This is a genomic window from Sphingomonas trueperi (genome assembly GCF_040545965.1).
Taxonomy (GTDB): Bacteria; Pseudomonadota; Alphaproteobacteria; order Sphingomonadales; family Sphingomonadaceae; genus Sphingomonas; species Sphingomonas trueperi_C.
Window position 1 is genome coordinate 159942 of sequence record NZ_JBEPMV010000007.1, and the last position, 16325, is coordinate 176266.

Below are 16325 nucleotides of genomic sequence, written 5' to 3' on the forward strand. Positions count from 1 at the left end.
CCATGATCCAGCTCAACGCCATCCACCGCGCCTATCGCTCCGACGAAGTCGAGACGACCGCGCTCGCCGAGATCGACCTGACCGTGCAGGCCGGCGAGTTCCTCGCGATCATGGGCCCCTCGGGCTGCGGCAAGTCGACGCTGCTCAACATCCTGGGCACGATCGACCGGCCGACCAGCGGCGCCTATCTGTTCGAGGGCGAGGACATCGCCAAGGTGCCCGAGGCGCAGCTGGCGAAGCTCCGCCGCGACCGGCTGGGCTTCGTGTTCCAGAGCTTCAACCTGATCGACGAGCTGACCATCGCCGAGAATGTCGCGCTGGCGCTCGCCTATCGCTCGATGCCTGCGCGGGAGAAGCGCGACCGGGTGGATGCGGCTATGGACCGGGTCGGCATCGCCCATCGCCGCAACCACCATCCGCACCAGCTTTCGGGCGGCCAGCAGCAGCGCGCCGCGATCGCCCGCGCGATCGTCAGCGAGCCGAAGCTGATCCTCGCCGACGAGCCGACCGGCAACCTCGATACCGAAAACGGCGCGCAGGTGATGGACATTCTCACGCTGCTGAACGCCGACGGCGCGACGATCGTGATGGTCACCCACTCGCCGGCGCATGCCGATATCGCCAAGCGCACCGTGCACATGCTCGACGGGCGGATCCTCTCCGCCGTGCGGCGGGCGGCGTGAAGCTCGATCGAGCGCTGACGGTGCTGGTGCTGCTGCTCCTCGCCGTCGCCCTGCTCCGCCATCTGTCCGCCACCCGCGAACCGGGAGTGACGCCATGACCTCCGCGCTGACCAGCTTCTACCGCTCGCTCATCCGCCACAAATTGTTCGCAGCGCTCAACATCGGCGGGCTGGCGCTGGGCATCGCGGTGTTCCTGGTGCTGAGCCTGTTCGTGCGGTTCGAGACCGGCTTCGACCGGTGGATCCCCGGCGCGGACCAGCTTTATATCATCCAGGAACATTACCACATGCCGGGGTACCCGGAGACACCGAACCCCTTCACCATGGGGAACGAGCTTCTCCAGCTACGCGCCGATTATCCGCAGCTGCAGGGCACGCGGATCGCCCAGATGGATGCGACGGTGCGCCAGGGTACGGTGAACACCCGCGAAGCGCTGGCCGCGGTCGACCCGAACTTCTTCCAGCTGCTGCGCCTGCCGGTCGTGGCAGGCGACCCGACGCGGACCCTCGCCGATCCCGACGGCATCGTCATCACCCGGCGCGCCGCGACCAGCTATTTCGGCCAGCTGTCGCCGATCGGCCGAACCCTCACCGTGGTCGCCAACGGCACGCCCTACACCTACCGGGTAGGCGCGGTGATCGCCGACATGCGGAAGGATATGAGCTACACGTCCGAGCTGTTCGTCCCGCTGGTGGCCGCCCGCTTCGCCACCGAATGGTTCGACCATTGGGGCAGCACCTCGCTGGTAACCTGGCTGCGCTTCCAGGATCGTGCCGCCGCCCACCAGTTCGAAGGCGAGCTGGCGCGCTTCGCAGAGCGCCGCGTGTTTGGCGACAACCTGAAAAAGGGCCAATGGGAGCAGAGCCTGCGCCCGCTGGTCGACAACCACCTCTATGCGCCGTCCGATCGCGCCGTCGTCACCACGCTCGGCGCAGTCGGCGTGCTGACCCTGCTGATCGCCATCGTGAACTATATCAATCTCGCCACGGCGCGTGCGGGCCTCCGCGCGCGCGAGGTGGCGGTGCGCAAGGTGCTCGGCGGCACCCGCCGGGCCCTGACCCGCCAGTTCCTGACCGAAGCGATGCTGACCGTCATCCTCTCCGCGGTGATCGGGCTCGCCCTGGCCGAGATCGCGCTGCCGCTGATCAACACGCTCGGCGGCATGGCGCTGCGGATCGACTATTGGGGGGCGAACAGCGTGCTGCTGCTGCTCGTGCCGCTGGTGCTGGTGGTCGGCGCGGTGGCGGGTTTGTACCCGGCGGCGGTGCTCGCAGGCTTCCGCCCGGCCGCGGTGCTCGCCGCCGCGCGCGCACCGGGCGGCGGCCGCGCCGGCGCCCGGGTTCGCGCGGGGCTCGTCGTCGTCCAATTCTCGATCGCGATCGCCTTCGCGATCGGCACCACGGTGATGCTGGCCCAGGCCGCCCATGTCCGCAACGCCGATCTCGGCTTCCGCCGCGACGGCCTCTATGTGGTGCGCTCGCTCAACAGCGGATCGGTGCTGCCCGAGCAGAAGACCGCGCTGATGCGCGCCTTTGCGGCGCTGCCGGGCGTGAGCGGCGTCACCATGGCCCAGAACGCACCGGGCGATCAGGACCTCACCAATTTCTCGACGATGTACCAGCCGGGCATGCAGGGCATCCGCGCGCCTTCGCTGATGGATGTGCGCGTCGGCGACCATTATTTCGATACGTTCGGCGCCCGGCTGGTCGCGGGGCGCCTGTTCGATCGCTCGCGCCCTGCCGATGACCGCGCGCTCCGCGCCAAGGGCAGCACCGCGCCCTTCAACGTGGTGATCAATCGCCGGGCGGCCGGCCTGCTCGGCTTCGCCAGCCCCCAGGCGGCGATCGGCAAGCAGATCGAGGGCGATGCCTCGATGACGATCATCGGCGTGGTCGACGATCTGCGCTTCCTCGGCCCGCGTCAGGCGATCAGCGGGACCTTCTATCGCCTCGACACACGTCCGTTGAACGACGCCTTCATCACGCTGCGCTACAGTGGCGACCCGCAGAAGATGGCCGATGCGGTCGAAGCCGCATGGAAGCGAATCGTCCCCACCGAACCCTTCCGGGGCCGGACGATCGAGGAGAATCTCTACAAGGCCTATTATGAGGAGGACACCCGCCGCGGCCGTCTGTTCATCATGGGTGCGGTGCTGGCGATCGCGATCGGCTGCATCGGCCTCTACGGCCTCGCGGCGTTCGACACGACGCGGCGGATCAAGGAGATCGGCATCCGCAAGGCGCTGGGCGCCTCCACCCGCGACGTGCTCCAGCTGCTCGTCACGAAGTTCCTGCGGCCGGTGCTGCTCGCCAACCTGATCGCCTGGCCGCTCGCCTGGGTGGCGATGCAACGCTGGCTCTCGACCTTCGACGATCGGATCGGGCTGTCGCCGCTCTACTTCCTGCTCGCCTCCGCCATCGCCGTGCTGATCGCGGTGGCCACCGTCATCGGCCAGTCCTGGCGCGTCGCTCGCGCCGAGCCCGCACGCGCGCTGCGCTACGAATAAGGATCGCACTTATGCACCGCCTCGCCTGGCTCGCTTTGTATCGCTCGTTCACCCGGCACAAGCTGTTCACGCTCGTCAATATCGGCGGGCTGGCGCTGGGGATCGCGGTGTTCCTGATCCTCTATCTGTTCGTTCGCTACGAGACGAGCTTCGATCACGACGTTCCCGGCTGGGATCGGACCTGGATCGTCGAGCGGACGCTGCAATTCCCCGGTGCAAACCAGGTGAACATCCCGTCGCGGCGCGAGATGCTCGAGCAATTGCAGGCTGAGCATAGCGGCCTGCAGGGTACGCGCTTGCTGCCGGGCGAGGCCGCGCTGCAGCTGGGCAACGGCAGCACCCAGACGATCGTCGGCCAGGTAGACGGCAATTTCTTCGAGCTCTTCCCCTTCCCGGTCGTCGCCGGCAATCCCACGGCCACCCTGGCCACGCCGGACGGCGCCGTTATCACCGAACGGCTGGCGAACACCTCGCTGCCGGGCGGATCGCCCGTGGGGCGCACGCTGAAAATCACGCTCGGCGGCAAGCCGCGGCTGGTGCGCGTCGGCGCGGTGGTGCGGCTGAGCAAGGCGATGACCCAGCCCGGTGACATCTTCCTTCGCCTGCCCGCCGACGTCGACCTGTTCGCCGCAGGAACCCAAGGACTGCAGACCCTGCTGCGCGTCGAGCCCGCCGAAGCCCCCACCGTGCAGCAGCTGGTCGCCGGATTCGACCAGCGCCATCCCGATCTCAGTCTGGCCGGCGCGCCGAAGGGCATTCGCCTCGCAACCAGCCTGATTCCGCTCGGCGCCCTGCACCTGCGCGCCACCCGCGACCGGATCGTCGTCGCCACGCTCGGAATGGTGGGGCTGCTCGCGCTGTTGGTCGCGATCGGCAATTATGTGAACCTGGCCACCGCCCGCGCCGGCCTGCGCGCCCGCGAAGTGGCGATGCGGAAGACGCTCGGCGCCACACGCGGCGCGCTGATCGGCCAGTTCCTGGCGGAGTCGATCGCCACAACCGCGCTCGCCGCGCTGCTGGGCCTGGCGCTGGTCGAACTCACGCTCCCGATGGTCAACGCGATCGGCGGCACCGACCTGCACCTGCGCTATTGGGGCAGCGGGACAATCCTGCCCGCACTGCTGGGACTGATCCTCGGTGTCGGGTTGATCGCCGGGGCGTACCCGGCCTTCGTCCTCTCCCGCTTCCGACCGGCTGCCGTGCTCGCGAGCGCAGGCGCAACCGGCGGCGGCCGTGCAGGGCGGATGCTGCGCGCGACGCTGGTCGTGCTGCAGTTCGCCATCGCCATCGCGCTGATGATCGGCACCGGCGTGCTGCTCGCCCAGGTGCGCCACACCCAGACTGCCGATCTCGGCTTCGAGCGGCACAGGCTGGCGATGCTTCCGTCCTTTGGCGATCCGGGCCTCGACGCGGCACAGCGCCACGATATCGCCGCTGCGGTCGCGGCGCTGCCGGGCGTCACCGGCGTGAGCGAGTCCGCCATCGCACCAGGGGGCGGCAGTTTCGGCATCATGGAGATGCAGCGCGACGGCAGCGGCGGGGACAAGGTGTCGGTGATCCAGGCAGCGATCGGACCTGGCTTTTTCCAGCTCTACGGCGCGCGGCTGCTCGCCGGACGCTGGTTCGACCCGAGCCGCTACGCCAGCGATGATGCCGCTGCCGGGAAGATCCATGCCGTGCTGCTCAACCGGACCGCGGTCGTCCGGCTCGGCTTCGCGAGCCCTGCCGCCGCCATCGGCAAAGTGCTTGCCGGCGGGCAGCAACGGCAGACGATCATCGGCGTGGTCGACGACCTGCGCCTAATGGGACCGATACAGCCGGTGGAAGCGCAGGCCTATGCGCTGCAGACCAGCGGCCTGCCGTCCCCCGTGCTGAGCCTGCGCTACACGGGGGACGACACGCGCGCGCTGCTCGACCGCGTGGAGACGGTATGGCGCCGCCACGCCTCGGCGGTGCCGCTCAAGGTGCAGACGGTCGACCAGCAGCTCTACGAAACCTATGTCCGTGCGGATCTGGAACGCGCCCGCCTGTTTACCGCGGGTGCCGGGCTGGCAGTGCTGATCGGCTGTATCGGCCTCTACGGCCTCGCCGCCTTCGATACCGAGCGGAGGCTCAAGGAGATCGGCATCCGCAAGGCGCTCGGCGCCTCCACCGGCGACGTGCTCCAGCTGCTGATGGCCAAGTTCCTGCGCCCGGTGCTGATCGCCAACCTGATCGCCTGGCCGCTGGCCTGGGTGGCGATGCAGCGCTGGCTCGCCGGCTTCGACGACCGCATCGCGCTGACACCCTGGTATTTCCTGGGCGCCTCGGCGCTGGCGGTGGCGATCGCAGTGCTGACGGTGCTCGGCCAGTCTTGGCGCGTCGCCCGTGCCGAACCCGCCCGCGCGCTCCGCTATGAATAGTAGCGCAAGGGCAACACGATCGGGCAGGACTTGCAGAGGCTTGCAGTTCGGCTAGTGTCGATCACCGGGGGTTGATCGATGCACGATGTGAAGGGGGCGGACGAGCGGCTGGTGGCCGCGCATCGGGCGTTGCGCGATTCCGGCCGTATCCAGTTCGATCTCAAGACGAGCGAGCCCCCGCCCGCACCGCCGGGCTGGATCGAAGACCTGCTCCGCGCGCTCGGCCGGCTGCTGGCGCCGGTCGGCCGCTTTCTGCGCTGGGTGACGAGCTTCATGCCCGAAGCGCCCTATGCCCGCATCCTGCTGTGGGGCATGATCGTCCTGCTCGCCGCGCTGCTGCTGCGCGTCCTCTATGTCGGCCTGCGGCAGGGCGAATGGCGGCTGCCGTGGCGGCTGCGCCGGGATCGGGCGAGCATCGTCGCTTCCGAGGCGCCGGACGCGGCCTGGGTGCCGGCGGAAGCCCCCGCCCGGCAGTGGCTGGCCGAGGCGGATCGTCTCGCCGCGGCGGGCGACTACGCCGCCGCCGTGCACCACCTGCTGCTGCGGAGCATCGACGACATCGCGCGGCGCCGTCCGCGCCTGCTCCGCCCTGCCCTGACCAGCCGCGAGCTGGCCCGCACCGAAGCGATCCCGCCTGCCCCGCGCCGGCTGTTTGCCGATCTTGCCGCGGTGGTCGAGCGCAGCCTGTTCGGCGGCCGCGCGATCGATGCCGAGGAATGGAGCCGCTGCCGCGACGCCTATGCCGATTTCGCCCGCGCGCGGAGCTGGCAGGGATGAGCGACATCGCGATCGGCGGCTCCCCCGCCGCACCTTCCCCGTTCAGCCTGCGCACCGTGGCGGTGATGCTTGCAGTCGGCATTCTCGGCTTCATCGGCACGGTGGTGCTCGGCGCCTATGCACCGGATCTGCGCGGCGGCGAGAATGGTGGCGCGCACGCGCTGTCGAACGCCGCCACCGGCTATAGCGCACTGGTCGCGCTGGCCCAGGCGACCGATCGCCACGCCCGCATCACCCGCAGCCCCGACGCGTTCAGCACCGAGGATCTGCTGGTCGTCACGCCCGAGAAGGGGGCAACCGACATCAGCGCGGTACTGCAGAACCGCTTGGCCAGGCCCACCCTGTTCGTCCTGCCCAAATGGGACACCGTCGCCGACCCGAAGCACCCCGGCTGGGTGCGCTCAAACAGGATGCTGCCGGCGGCGGAGCCGCTCGGGGTTCTGGCGCCGGGCATGCGCTTCGGCACGGTTCGTTACCGATCCAGTGGCGAGTTGCTGCGAGGCGAGGAATTGCCGTCCGGCATCCGCTTCCACGCGCCGCGCATGGTCCAGGCGATCACCGGCATGCGGGCGACGCCCCGCGAGGACGGGTCGACGCCGGCGCTGTATCCCCTGATCACGGATTCCGCCGGGCATATCCTGCTCGCCCAAATCGGCGAGGGGCCGCTCTACGTGCTCGCCGACCCGGACCTGCTTTCCAACCAAGGCCTGAAGGACGTCGAGGCGGCCCGTTCGGCGCTGCTGCTGCTCGACTGGCTCAATTCGAACGATCCCGAAGGCATCGCCTTCGACGTATCGCTCAACGGGCTGGGCGTGACGCGCAGCCCGCTCAAGCTGCTGCTCGAACCGCCGTTCCTCGCGCTGACCCTCACCATCGTCGCCGCGCTGATCCTCGCCGGCTGGCACGCCACCGCGCGTTTCGGCCCGCTGGCACGCCGCGAGCGGGCGATCGCGCTCGGCAAAACCGCACTGGTCGACAATGGCGCGATGCTGGTCCGCAAGGCGCGACGCGAGGCGGCAATGGGCACGCGCTATGCCGCGATGGCCCGTGAGCGCGCCGCCCGTGTCTTCGGCGCGCCGACGCGGCTGCGCGATGCCGCGCTCGACGCCTATCTCGACGCGCTGGGCGGACCGGCCGCCTTTACCGATCTCGCGCGCAACGCCGAGCAGGCGCGTGACCGCGCGTCGCTGCTCGATGCAGCGCGCGCCCTACACCAATGGCACATCGACAAACTGGGGAAGAGCAAGTGAGCGTTGCAGAAGTCCAGGCACTGGCCGCCGATATCCGCGCGCAGGTGGCCCGCGCCGTGGTGGGCCACGAACCGACCGTCGAGCTGATGCTGGTCGCGCTGCTTTCCGGCGGCCATATCCTGCTGGAAGGTCCGCCCGGCACCGCGAAGACGCTGCTGGCGTCCAGCTTCTCGCGCGCGATCGGGCTGCAGTTCGGCCGGATCCAGTTCACCCCGGACCTGATGCCGGGCGACATCATCGGCGCGAACCTGTTCAACTTCCAGACCAGCCAGTTCACCCTCACCCGCGGGCCGATCTTCACCGAGCTGCTGCTCGCCGACGAGATCAACCGCACCCCGCCAAAGACCCAGGCCGCGCTGCTGGAGGCAATGCAGGAGCGGACCGTGACGATCGACGGCGAGCGGCTGCCGCTGAGCGAGCGCTTCACCGTGGTCGCGACGCAGAACCCGATCGAGCAGCAGGGCGTGTATCCGCTGCCCGAGGCGCAGCTCGATCGCTTCCTGTTCAAGCAGATCGTCGATTATCCAAGCGCCGAGGAAGAACGGAAGATCATCGCGCTGCACGGCGCGCGCAGCGGCGCGATGGCACCCGAGGATTGGGGCGTGCACGCCGTCGCCGATGCCGCGCGGGTCTCCGCCGCGGTCGCCGCCGTCGCCGAGATCCGGCTGGCGGACGAGGTGATCGACTATATCCTGGCGCTGATCCGCGGCACCCGCGGCGTCGCCGATCTGCAGAGCGGCGCCTCGCCGCGCGCGGGGGCGATGCTGGCGGCGGCGGCGCGGGCGCGCGCCGCGCTGGACGGCCGCGACTTCGTGATACCGGACGACGTGAAGGCGCTCGCTCCCGCGCTGCTCCGCCACCGCCTGCTACTCTCGCCCGCAGCGGAGATCGACGGGCGCGCGATCGAGGATGTCGTGGCGGACATCATCGAATCGATCGAGGCGCCGCGCTGAGCCCCGCATGATCTATCCCACCCGCACCGCGATTCTGGCGACCGTGATCGGCATGCCGGTGGCGTTCCTCGTGGCGCTGCTGGTGCCGGGGCGCTGGTATGCCGCGCTCGCCTGGCCGGCCGCGGTGCTGCTGCTCACCCTGGTCGACGCGCTGACAGGCGCCCGTCCCGGCAGTGCCCGCGCGCGCGTGACGCTGCCGTCCAGCGTCGGCGTCGGCACCGAGGTGCCGGTGACGCTCGACATCGCGGTGGACGGCAACGTCCAGCGGGCGCAGCTGGCGCTGCAGACCAATGCCCTGCTCGAAGCGGCCGATGTCGCGCCAGCGTGGGTGGCACTAGAGGGCGGCCGCGGGCGCTTCCACCTGCCCTTTCGCGCGGTGCGGCGCGGGACGGCGCAGGTCGAGCGGCTCTGGCTGCGGTGGCCCGGCACGCTGGGGCTGAGCTGGAAGCAGCAGGTCTTCCCGCTCGTGGCCAGCACCGCCGTGCTGCCCGATCTCTCGCCGGTACAGGAGCGCGGGGCGCGAGTATTCGAGCGTCACTCGCTCGACGGGCTGATGGCGCAGTTGCAGCACGGCGACGGCGACGATTTCGATGCGCTGGTCGAGTTCCGCGCCGGCATGGACCGGCGCTCGATCGACTGGAAACAGTCCGCCCGCCACGTGAAGCTCCACGCCAAGGAAATGCGCACCGAACGCAACAACCAGATCGTCTTCGCGGTCGATTGCGGACGGCAGATGAGCGAGCCGGTCGCCGGGCTCAGCCGTCTCGATCGGGTGATCTCGGCGGTGTTGCTCACCGGCTGGGTGGCGCTGAAGCTGGGGGACCGGGTGGCACTTCACGCCTTCGATTCGCGACCGCGCGTGGCCAGCGGACTGGTTTCGGGCACCGCGGCGTTCGGGGCGCTGCAGCGGCTCGCGGCGCAGATCGACTATAGCGGCGACGAGACCAATTACGTCTACGCGCTGAGCTCGCTGGCCGGGCAGCTGACGCGGCGTTCGATGATCATCCTGTTCACCGAGTTCACCGATCCGACATCGGCCGAATTCATGCTCGGCGCCGCCGCCCGCCTGCTCAAGACGCACCTGCTGCTCGTCGTCGTGCTGCGCGACGAGGAACTCGAAGCCATCCTCGACCGCGCGCCGGCCAGCTCCGACGACGTCACCCGCGCGGTGACGGCGGCGGCACTGCTGCGCGACCGGCTGACGGTACTCACCCGGCTGCGCCATCTTGGCGCCCATGTCATCGAAAGTGAATATGACCGCGTGCCCGACCGGCTGGTCGAAGGCTATGCGGCGCTCAAGCGGAGGAACCTGCTGTGACCGCCCTGCCCGGCGATACGCTCCCTGGCGGCCCGCTCGTCAACGCCACCCGCTTCCGCACCGCGCACGAGGCCGATTGGGCGCGGCTGGATGCCTTGATCACGCGGATGGAGAAACGCTCGGTCCGCGTGCTGAGCGATGACGACGTGCTGGCGCTGCCGCTGCTCTATCGCTCGGCGCTGTCCTCGCTGTCCGTCGCGCGCGAAACCTCGCTCGATCGGGCGCTGGTCACCTATCTTGAGCAATTGTGCACTCGCGCCTATTTCCAGCTCTACGGCGTGCCGACCTCGCTGGCAGGGCAGATGCGGCGCTTCTTCACCCGCGGCTGGCCGCTGGCGGTGCAGGCGCTGTGGAGGGAAACGCTGTTCTGCGTGTTGCTGCTGGCGGTCGGCGCAATCGCCGGCTTCGTCCTGGTCTCCAGCGATCCGGCATGGTTCTACAGCATCATGCCCGAAGACATGGCGGGGGGCCGCGATCCTTCCGCCAGCACCGAGGGACTGCGCCAGACGATCTACGGGGAGCAGAAAGACAATCTCCTGCTGCCCTTCGCGACCTTCCTGTTCACCCACAACAGCCAGATCGCCCTGTTCGCCTTCGCGCTGGGCTTTGCCTTCGCCGTGCCGACGCTGCTGCTGCTGGTCTATAACGGGCTGATGCTGGGAGCCATGCTGGCACTGTTCGCCGCGCGCGGCCTCGGCGTCGGCATGGCCGGCTGGCTGACGATCCACGGCACGACCGAGCTGTTCGCGGTCGCCATCGCCGGCGCCGCCGGGGTGCGGATCGGCACCGCAGTGGCCTTTCCGGGGCGGGAAGCGCGGATCGATGCCGCCGTGCGCGCCGGGCGCAGCGCCGCGGTCGCGATGGGCGGCGTGATCTGCATGCTGATGGTCGCCGGCTTGCTCGAAGGCGTCGGTCGCCAGACCGTCCAGAGCGACGCAGCGCGCTTTGCCATCGGCATCGCCGCGCTGCTGGGATGGATCGCCTATTTCTACCTGCCGCGACGTTCGGAGGACGGCGATGCGCCTGCCCTTCCGCGCTAAGCGCGCGCCCAAGCCCGCCAGCCGCCGGCGCAGCTTCGTCACGCCCGAGGGCGTCGACCTGGGCCTGGAACTCGCCCGCCCCAGCGCACGCGCGACCGCCTTCGCCGTCGACAGCATGATCATGCTGATCGTCCTGATCCTGGCTGCAGTCGGGATCGGCCTGCTCCGGCTGGGGAATGTCGGCCTCGAAGCGATCGCGGTGCTGTGGCTGCTCGGCGCCTTCGTGCTGCGCAACGGCTGGTTCGTGCTGTTCGAAATGGGCAGCCGCGGCGCCACGCCGGGCAAGCGGTTGATGAAGCTGCGCGTCGTCGCGCGCGACGGCGGCCGCCTCACCGGCGCGGCGGTGATCGCCCGCAATGCGATGCGGGAGATCGAGCTCTTCCTGCCGCTGTCGTTCCTCGGCGCACAGCGCGGCGCGGGCCTGGCGGACGGCGCGCTCACCGGCTTCGCGCTGCTGTGGACGGGGCTGTTCCTGCTCTTCCCGCTGTTCAACCGCGACGGGCTGCGCGCGGGCGACCTGATCGCAGGCACCTGGGTGGTGAACACCATGCGCGGCAAGCTCCACGCCGATCTCGCGGCAGTGGACGCGCAGCGACCGCGCCGCACCTTCAGCGCCGAGGCGCTCGACCTGTACGGCGTTTTCGAGCTGCAGAAGCTGGAGGACGTGCTGCGCCGGGCCAATGAGGAAGCAATCGTCACCGTCGCTGCGACGATCCGCCGCAAGGCCGGTCTGCCCGACGACGGCGACGATCAAGGGTTCCTGAAGGATTATTATGCCGCGCTCTGCGCCCGGCTGGAGCGCGGCATGATGCTCGGCAAGCGCCGCGACGACAAGCACAGCGGCTGGTCGCGGCGCTGAGCCGAAGCCGGCTTAGCCGAAAACCTCGGCCATGCTCGCGACGTTGTCGGGATCCTTGGGATCGGGGCCGAAGCGGTTCTCGCCCGGGGTGCCGGGCAGGACCATGAACACGAAGGCGATCAGCCCGCCGACATAGGGGATGAAGTTGAGCAGCACGAACCAGCCGCTCATGTCGCGATCGTGGAAGCGGCGGACCTGTACCGCAATCGCCGGAATCAGGATCGCGAGATAGGCGAGCACGCCGGCGAACACCCAGATTGTGGCAAGGTTGCTCATCGCGCCGGCTTGAAATCCGCCCACGCCGGCAACAGCCACGAACACGCCTGCCCAAACGAGCACGGCGAGAAACATGAGCAGCGCGAACATCCAATATTCAAGCCGCCGCGACCGCCCCTGAAAATCAGCGTACCGCTTCAGCGGCAAAAACATCCATTCCATTAAGCCCCCCTTGGGTCGTTACAGGAAAAATATCAGACCACGGTTTGCAGATGGGGGCAAGTTCAAGCAGCCAGCGGGGGCAGCAGGTTCGTCGTTAACAAAACTATTATGATTAACAACTACTTACCCCGCGGCGATGCAAGCCGCACATCTTGCGGTCTCCCGGCAGATCGACCGCAAGAAGACAGTGGAGCATCTTTGGCGCTGCCGACGATGCTCCACGCTGATGGTATTGCAAACGCGTCCAGCGCCCCTTTACGACAGCAGGGCCGCCAGAGGCTGGCGATGGAGCGCGGCCGCATCGTTCGCCCGGCCCGAGCTCGAAGCGACATGGCTCTCCAGCGCTAGCCCCATCAGGCTGCCGAACAGCAGGAAGCTGCCCATCGCGCTGCCCAGTTCGGACAGGCTCGGCATGGTGCTGTCCGGTCCATAGATCTGGCCCGGCTTGGTCAGGTCGGCATCTGCCTGCGTCACTTTTTCGCCCAGCTCGGTCTGCCAGCCGGCAGCCGACTCCAGGACGGTGAACCCGTCGCGGTTGGCGGCATCGAGCGCATAGCCGTTGGTCGAGACGCTGACCGACAGATCGCCCAGCTGCTGCTGGCTGATGCCGTCGATCACCACCGCATTGGCGCCGCGCGTCACCACCACCTGGCTGGCATAATAGACGTTGGGGTTGCCCTTCCCCTGCTCGGTATTGACCGTGATCTTGGTGCCGTTGTCGAGCTCGAAGGTCGTGGTGCCGTAAAAGTCGAACTGGTGCTTGCCGTTCACGTCGACATGCGGATCGCCCCACACGCGGGTGCTCTGGCCGGTCTTCTCGTTGACGATGGTCATCTCGCTGTTACGCTCGTCGATGGCGAGGTGGTAGCCGTCGCCGAGATCAACGCGCGCGGTGCTCTGGCCGGTGGTCTGTGCGGTGAAGCCCGCCTGGGGCTGCAGCTGCCCGGCGCCCGCCATGGTTCCCAACTGGATCGAAAGCAGCGACGGCAGCATCGCGCTGGCATAGGCGCTGGCGCCGAGCGGGTTGAACTGCTGGGCGAGCACGCCGCCGGCGAGCGCCAATTGCGCGGCGGCGAACGGAGTCGAGGCGGCGGTCGAGATCGTCGTCATGTCCATGCTCCTGGAAAAGGCGATTGGGTGCGAGCCCGTTGCTATGGCTGCTGCTTCCCACGTCCCGCCCCGCCGCAGCATCGCCAGATCGCGTAGCCCGCCTAAACGAATCGTCTAGCGACGGAGGGCACCGAGAATGGCATCCGGGGTCCGACGGCCTTCGACGAGGAACGACGAACATGATGTCGGCAGCTGACCAGCTATCGCGACCCACCGGCATCGGGGCTTCCTCGGCGATCTCGACGTCGCGGCACCGCGCCGCGAACGACGATTTCCAGGCCCGTCACCTGCCCCCGCGCGAGCTGCTTGCCTGGCAGCAGCCCGCGCCGCCGGTCCAGTTCGTCCGCAGCGAAGCCCCACAGCTCACGGCCGAGCGGACCGGCGGACCTTCCACCGTGGACCTCGCGGCGATGGCGGCGGACGTCTACAACGATGTCCCCGCCCCGCCCGCCGGCTACCGCGTCGCGAGCAGCGACGATCTCGCCCAGCTCGGCCTGCGCGCCGAGGACCTAACCTCGCCGCAGAGCAGCTTCCGCGCCCGCGTCTACGTGGCGGAAGGCGATGGCGGCCCCAATTACGTCGTCAGCTTCCGCGGCACCACGGACGGCAGCGACTGGAAGGCCAATGCCCAGCAGGGGGTCGGCCTCCCCTCGGACCAATATGGCCGCGCGCTGCTGATCGCGAAGGCGATCGGCCGTCACCCGGAGGCGCAGGTGACGATCACCGGTCATTCGTTGGGCGGCGGCCTCGCCTCGGCGGCGGCACTGGCCAGCGGGCGCGAGGCGCAGACCTTCAACGCCGCCGGGCTCAGCAATGCCACGATCAGCCAGGCCGGGGCGATCCGAGGCGATGCGCCGGCGCCCAGGATCGCAGCCTTCTACGTGCGCGGGGAGGTCCTCTCGGCCATCCAGGATGGCGGCGACCGGGTGGCCGGGGCGATCCTCGGCGGCATCCCCGGCGCGATCCTTGCCGATGCACCCGAAGCCTATGGCACACGGATCCCGCTCGATGCCAAGCAGCCTGCAGGCCAGCACTGGTATCAGGACACGCCGATCGCCCGTCACCAGATGGACTGGGTGCAAAGCAGCCTGGGCGCGCATTGACCCGGGGCTCGCCTACTCCCTACAGCATGGCCCCATGAACCGCCGCGTCCGCATCCTCGCCGCGCTGATGCTGGCGACCGCCCCGATCGGAGGATGCATGGCCGCCGCGCCCAGTTGCTACACCAAGCGCGCCTCGGTGGTGCTGCCCGACCGTACCCGCGTCCTTGCGCATCTGAACAACGGCGCTGCGGGCCGGGCACTCGCCGAGGCGATCTTCGACGGCCGCGTCGAGGACGCGCACGCGATGCTGGCGCACGATCCGCGGCTGATCGGCACCATGGTGGTCGCCGACCCCAAGGTCCCGCAGCCCCCCGCCGGCCAATATGGCGACCTGCTCACCATCGCCGTCGCCCGCTGCGATGCCGATGCGGTGACGATGCTGTTCGCCGCCGGCATGCCCAAGGACGGCGTGAAGCCCGGCGCAGCGCTGTCACTGGCGATCCTGGCCGACAGCCCGGCCATCGCGGAGCAGTTGCTTGCGGCCGGCGCGTCACCGGACCCGCAAGCCGCCGGCAGCGAAAGCGCGATGCGCAACGCGATCGCCTTCGGCCATCTTGGCGGGGTGATGACGCTGCTCCGTCACGGCGCCGATCCGCGTCGCACCGATCGCTTCGGGATCGACCCAGTTCGCATGGCGCTGGACGCCGAACAGGCCGAGATCGCCGAGCTGCTGGTCGAGAAAGGCGGCACGCTGTGGAGCGTCGCCGACGACGGCAGCATGGCCGCGCACGCGCTGCTCGACCAGCCGGTGATCTTCACCAGCCCCGAGATGCTCGCAGCACGCGCCCGATTGCTCGAACGCGCGCGCAACGCCGGTTTTGGCTGGCCCCCACCCGATCGGGCGACGATCAAGCAACAGGTGGCAAGCGGCAGCTGGCCGACACCCGCCATGGCCAAGGCAGGGATGCTAGTGGCGCCCGCGGTTCTCGAACGGATCCGCGCGACGAAGAACTAACGCTTGCCGCAGACGCAGGCCCGGTGGCGGTCAGTGGCTCGTCGGCCCGTCCACGGCATCCGCAGCTGCCCCGCCGGCCTGCACCCCGCTCGATTGCCAGTTCGGCTCCAGCGTGGCTTCCAGCCGTCGAAGCTCGGCATCGAGTGCGCCAACCGTCTCTTCGTCGCGTTCCGCCATGGCGAAACGGATGCGCGAGGAGAGCTCGGCAATGGCGAATTCGGCATAGGCCACCGCATTGGATTCACGGTCGATAACCGCCGAGGCGTTCCCTGCAAAAGTCCGCAGCGTGTCCAGCGCGTCGGCCCCAACCTTGCGCGGCTTCTGGTCCAGCAGGCAAAGCGTTCCCAGCGCCAGGCCGTCGCTCGTGACCAGAGGCGCTGCATAATAGGCCCGCACGTTCATTTCGATGACGGCAGGCGCGAATTGGAAGCGCTGCTCCTGCCACGCGTCGGCGACACAGAGCGGCGCGAAGCCAGGCACCTTGATGGCGGCGTCGCAAAAGCTGTCGGGCCGGTCAAATTCCCGGGGGTCGAAACCATAGGCGACGGCAAGCCAGAGCCGAGACCGATCTACGATGGAGACCGCCGCGAAGGGAAAACGCGTCGCCTTGGCTGCATCTTCTACGATCTGCGAAAGTTCTGCATCGCCGCGCATGCCGAACACACCGCTGGTAAGTACACGCGCCTGGCGCCGCAGCTCGATCAAGTGCTGCGGCTCACCCTCAGCCTTCTCCAAACGCATGTTCTATTCCCTTGATGACAAGTGATATTATGGGTCGAACATGTAGTTGCGCAACTGATTTCGCCTTAACTTCGCGACCGGTGGCGTGCATATCGTAAAGCCGTCGGCTGCGGCGGACCCTCGGCACTCCGCGTCTAAACGAATCGTCGAGAGACAGCTCAGCCGCTCGGTGCGACCTTTGCTCCCGACA

The 16325-nt window shown here is 68.8% G+C and carries 14 protein-coding genes; 11 read left to right on the forward strand and 3 right to left on the reverse strand.

Translation table 11 applies throughout. The features are described from left to right. The first annotated feature begins 2 nt into the window (after positions 1 to 2). From ABIC35_RS18585 to ABIC35_RS18625, 9 genes are all read left to right on the forward strand, one after another. Positions 3 to 683, forward strand: a complete 681-nt coding sequence (locus ABIC35_RS18585; protein ID WP_121076011.1) for an ABC transporter ATP-binding protein — start codon at positions 3 to 5, stop codon at positions 681 to 683. A 94-nt stretch (positions 684 to 777) separates the two neighbouring features. Next, a complete protein-coding gene (locus tag ABIC35_RS18590; RefSeq protein WP_121076008.1) occupies positions 778 to 3189 on the forward strand; it encodes an ABC transporter permease in 2412 nt (803 codons plus the stop codon). An 11-nt stretch (positions 3190 to 3200) separates the two neighbouring features. Next, on the forward strand, positions 3201 to 5591 hold the full coding sequence (locus ABIC35_RS18595; RefSeq protein ID WP_121076005.1) for an FtsX-like permease family protein: 2391 nt from the start codon (positions 3201 to 3203) through the stop codon (positions 5589 to 5591). Between the two features lie 78 nt (positions 5592 to 5669). Beyond that, entirely contained in the window at positions 5670 to 6368 is a 699-nt protein-coding gene (locus tag ABIC35_RS18600; protein ID WP_121076002.1) for a DUF4129 domain-containing protein, read from the forward strand. Further along, entirely contained in the window at positions 6365 to 7618 is a 1254-nt protein-coding gene (locus ABIC35_RS18605; RefSeq protein WP_121075998.1) for a DUF4350 domain-containing protein, read from the forward strand. Before ABIC35_RS18600 ends, ABIC35_RS18605 begins: the two co-directional genes overlap by 4 nt. Beyond that, positions 7615 to 8571 carry an AAA family ATPase gene (locus ABIC35_RS18610; protein WP_121075995.1) on the forward strand — a complete coding sequence of 319 codons (957 nt, stop codon included), beginning with the start codon at positions 7615 to 7617 and terminating at the stop codon, positions 8569 to 8571. Before ABIC35_RS18605 ends, ABIC35_RS18610 begins: the two co-directional genes overlap by 4 nt. A gap of 7 nt (positions 8572 to 8578) precedes the next feature. Then, a complete protein-coding gene (locus ABIC35_RS18615; protein ID WP_121075992.1) occupies positions 8579 to 9889 on the forward strand; it encodes a DUF58 domain-containing protein in 1311 nt (436 codons plus the stop codon). Next, on the forward strand, positions 9886 to 10929 hold the full coding sequence (locus ABIC35_RS18620; protein WP_354278552.1) for a stage II sporulation protein M: 1044 nt from the start codon (positions 9886 to 9888) through the stop codon (positions 10927 to 10929). Before ABIC35_RS18615 ends, ABIC35_RS18620 begins: the two co-directional genes overlap by 4 nt. Continuing rightward, the gene (locus tag ABIC35_RS18625; protein WP_121075989.1) at positions 10907 to 11788 is read left to right on the forward strand and encodes an RDD family protein; all 882 of its coding nucleotides are present in this window, start codon (positions 10907 to 10909) and stop codon (positions 11786 to 11788) included. The genes ABIC35_RS18620 and ABIC35_RS18625 overlap by 23 nt, the downstream gene beginning before the upstream one ends. Before the next feature lie 12 nt (positions 11789 to 11800). Here the strand turns inward: ABIC35_RS18625 and ABIC35_RS18630 are convergent, their stop codons facing one another. Next, complete coding sequence (locus ABIC35_RS18630; RefSeq protein WP_121075986.1) at positions 11801 to 12226, reverse strand: DUF805 domain-containing protein; 426 nt, start codon at positions 12224 to 12226, stop codon at positions 11801 to 11803. Between the two features lie 255 nt (positions 12227 to 12481). Continuing rightward, positions 12482 to 13336, reverse strand: coding sequence for a DUF1521 domain-containing protein (locus ABIC35_RS18635; RefSeq protein ID WP_183049359.1), 855 nt, complete (start codon positions 13334 to 13336; stop codon positions 12482 to 12484). Positions 13337 to 13515: 179 nt separating this feature from the next. Between ABIC35_RS18635 and ABIC35_RS18640 the strand changes: the two genes are divergently transcribed. Together ABIC35_RS18640 and ABIC35_RS18645 are read left to right on the forward strand one after the other, a co-directional pair. Next, positions 13516 to 14439, forward strand: coding sequence for a lipase family protein (locus tag ABIC35_RS18640; protein ID WP_121075980.1), 924 nt, complete (start codon positions 13516 to 13518; stop codon positions 14437 to 14439). A gap of 34 nt (positions 14440 to 14473) precedes the next feature. Continuing rightward, on the forward strand, positions 14474 to 15394 hold the full coding sequence (locus ABIC35_RS18645; protein WP_121075978.1) for an ankyrin repeat domain-containing protein: 921 nt from the start codon (positions 14474 to 14476) through the stop codon (positions 15392 to 15394). A gap of 30 nt (positions 15395 to 15424) precedes the next feature. On the opposite strand, the gene ABIC35_RS18650 is transcribed toward ABIC35_RS18645, so the two are convergent. Continuing rightward, the gene (locus ABIC35_RS18650; protein WP_121075976.1) at positions 15425 to 16135 is read right to left on the reverse strand and encodes a GAF domain-containing protein; all 711 of its coding nucleotides are present in this window, start codon (positions 16133 to 16135) and stop codon (positions 15425 to 15427) included. Positions 16136 to 16325: the final 190 nt, after the last annotated feature.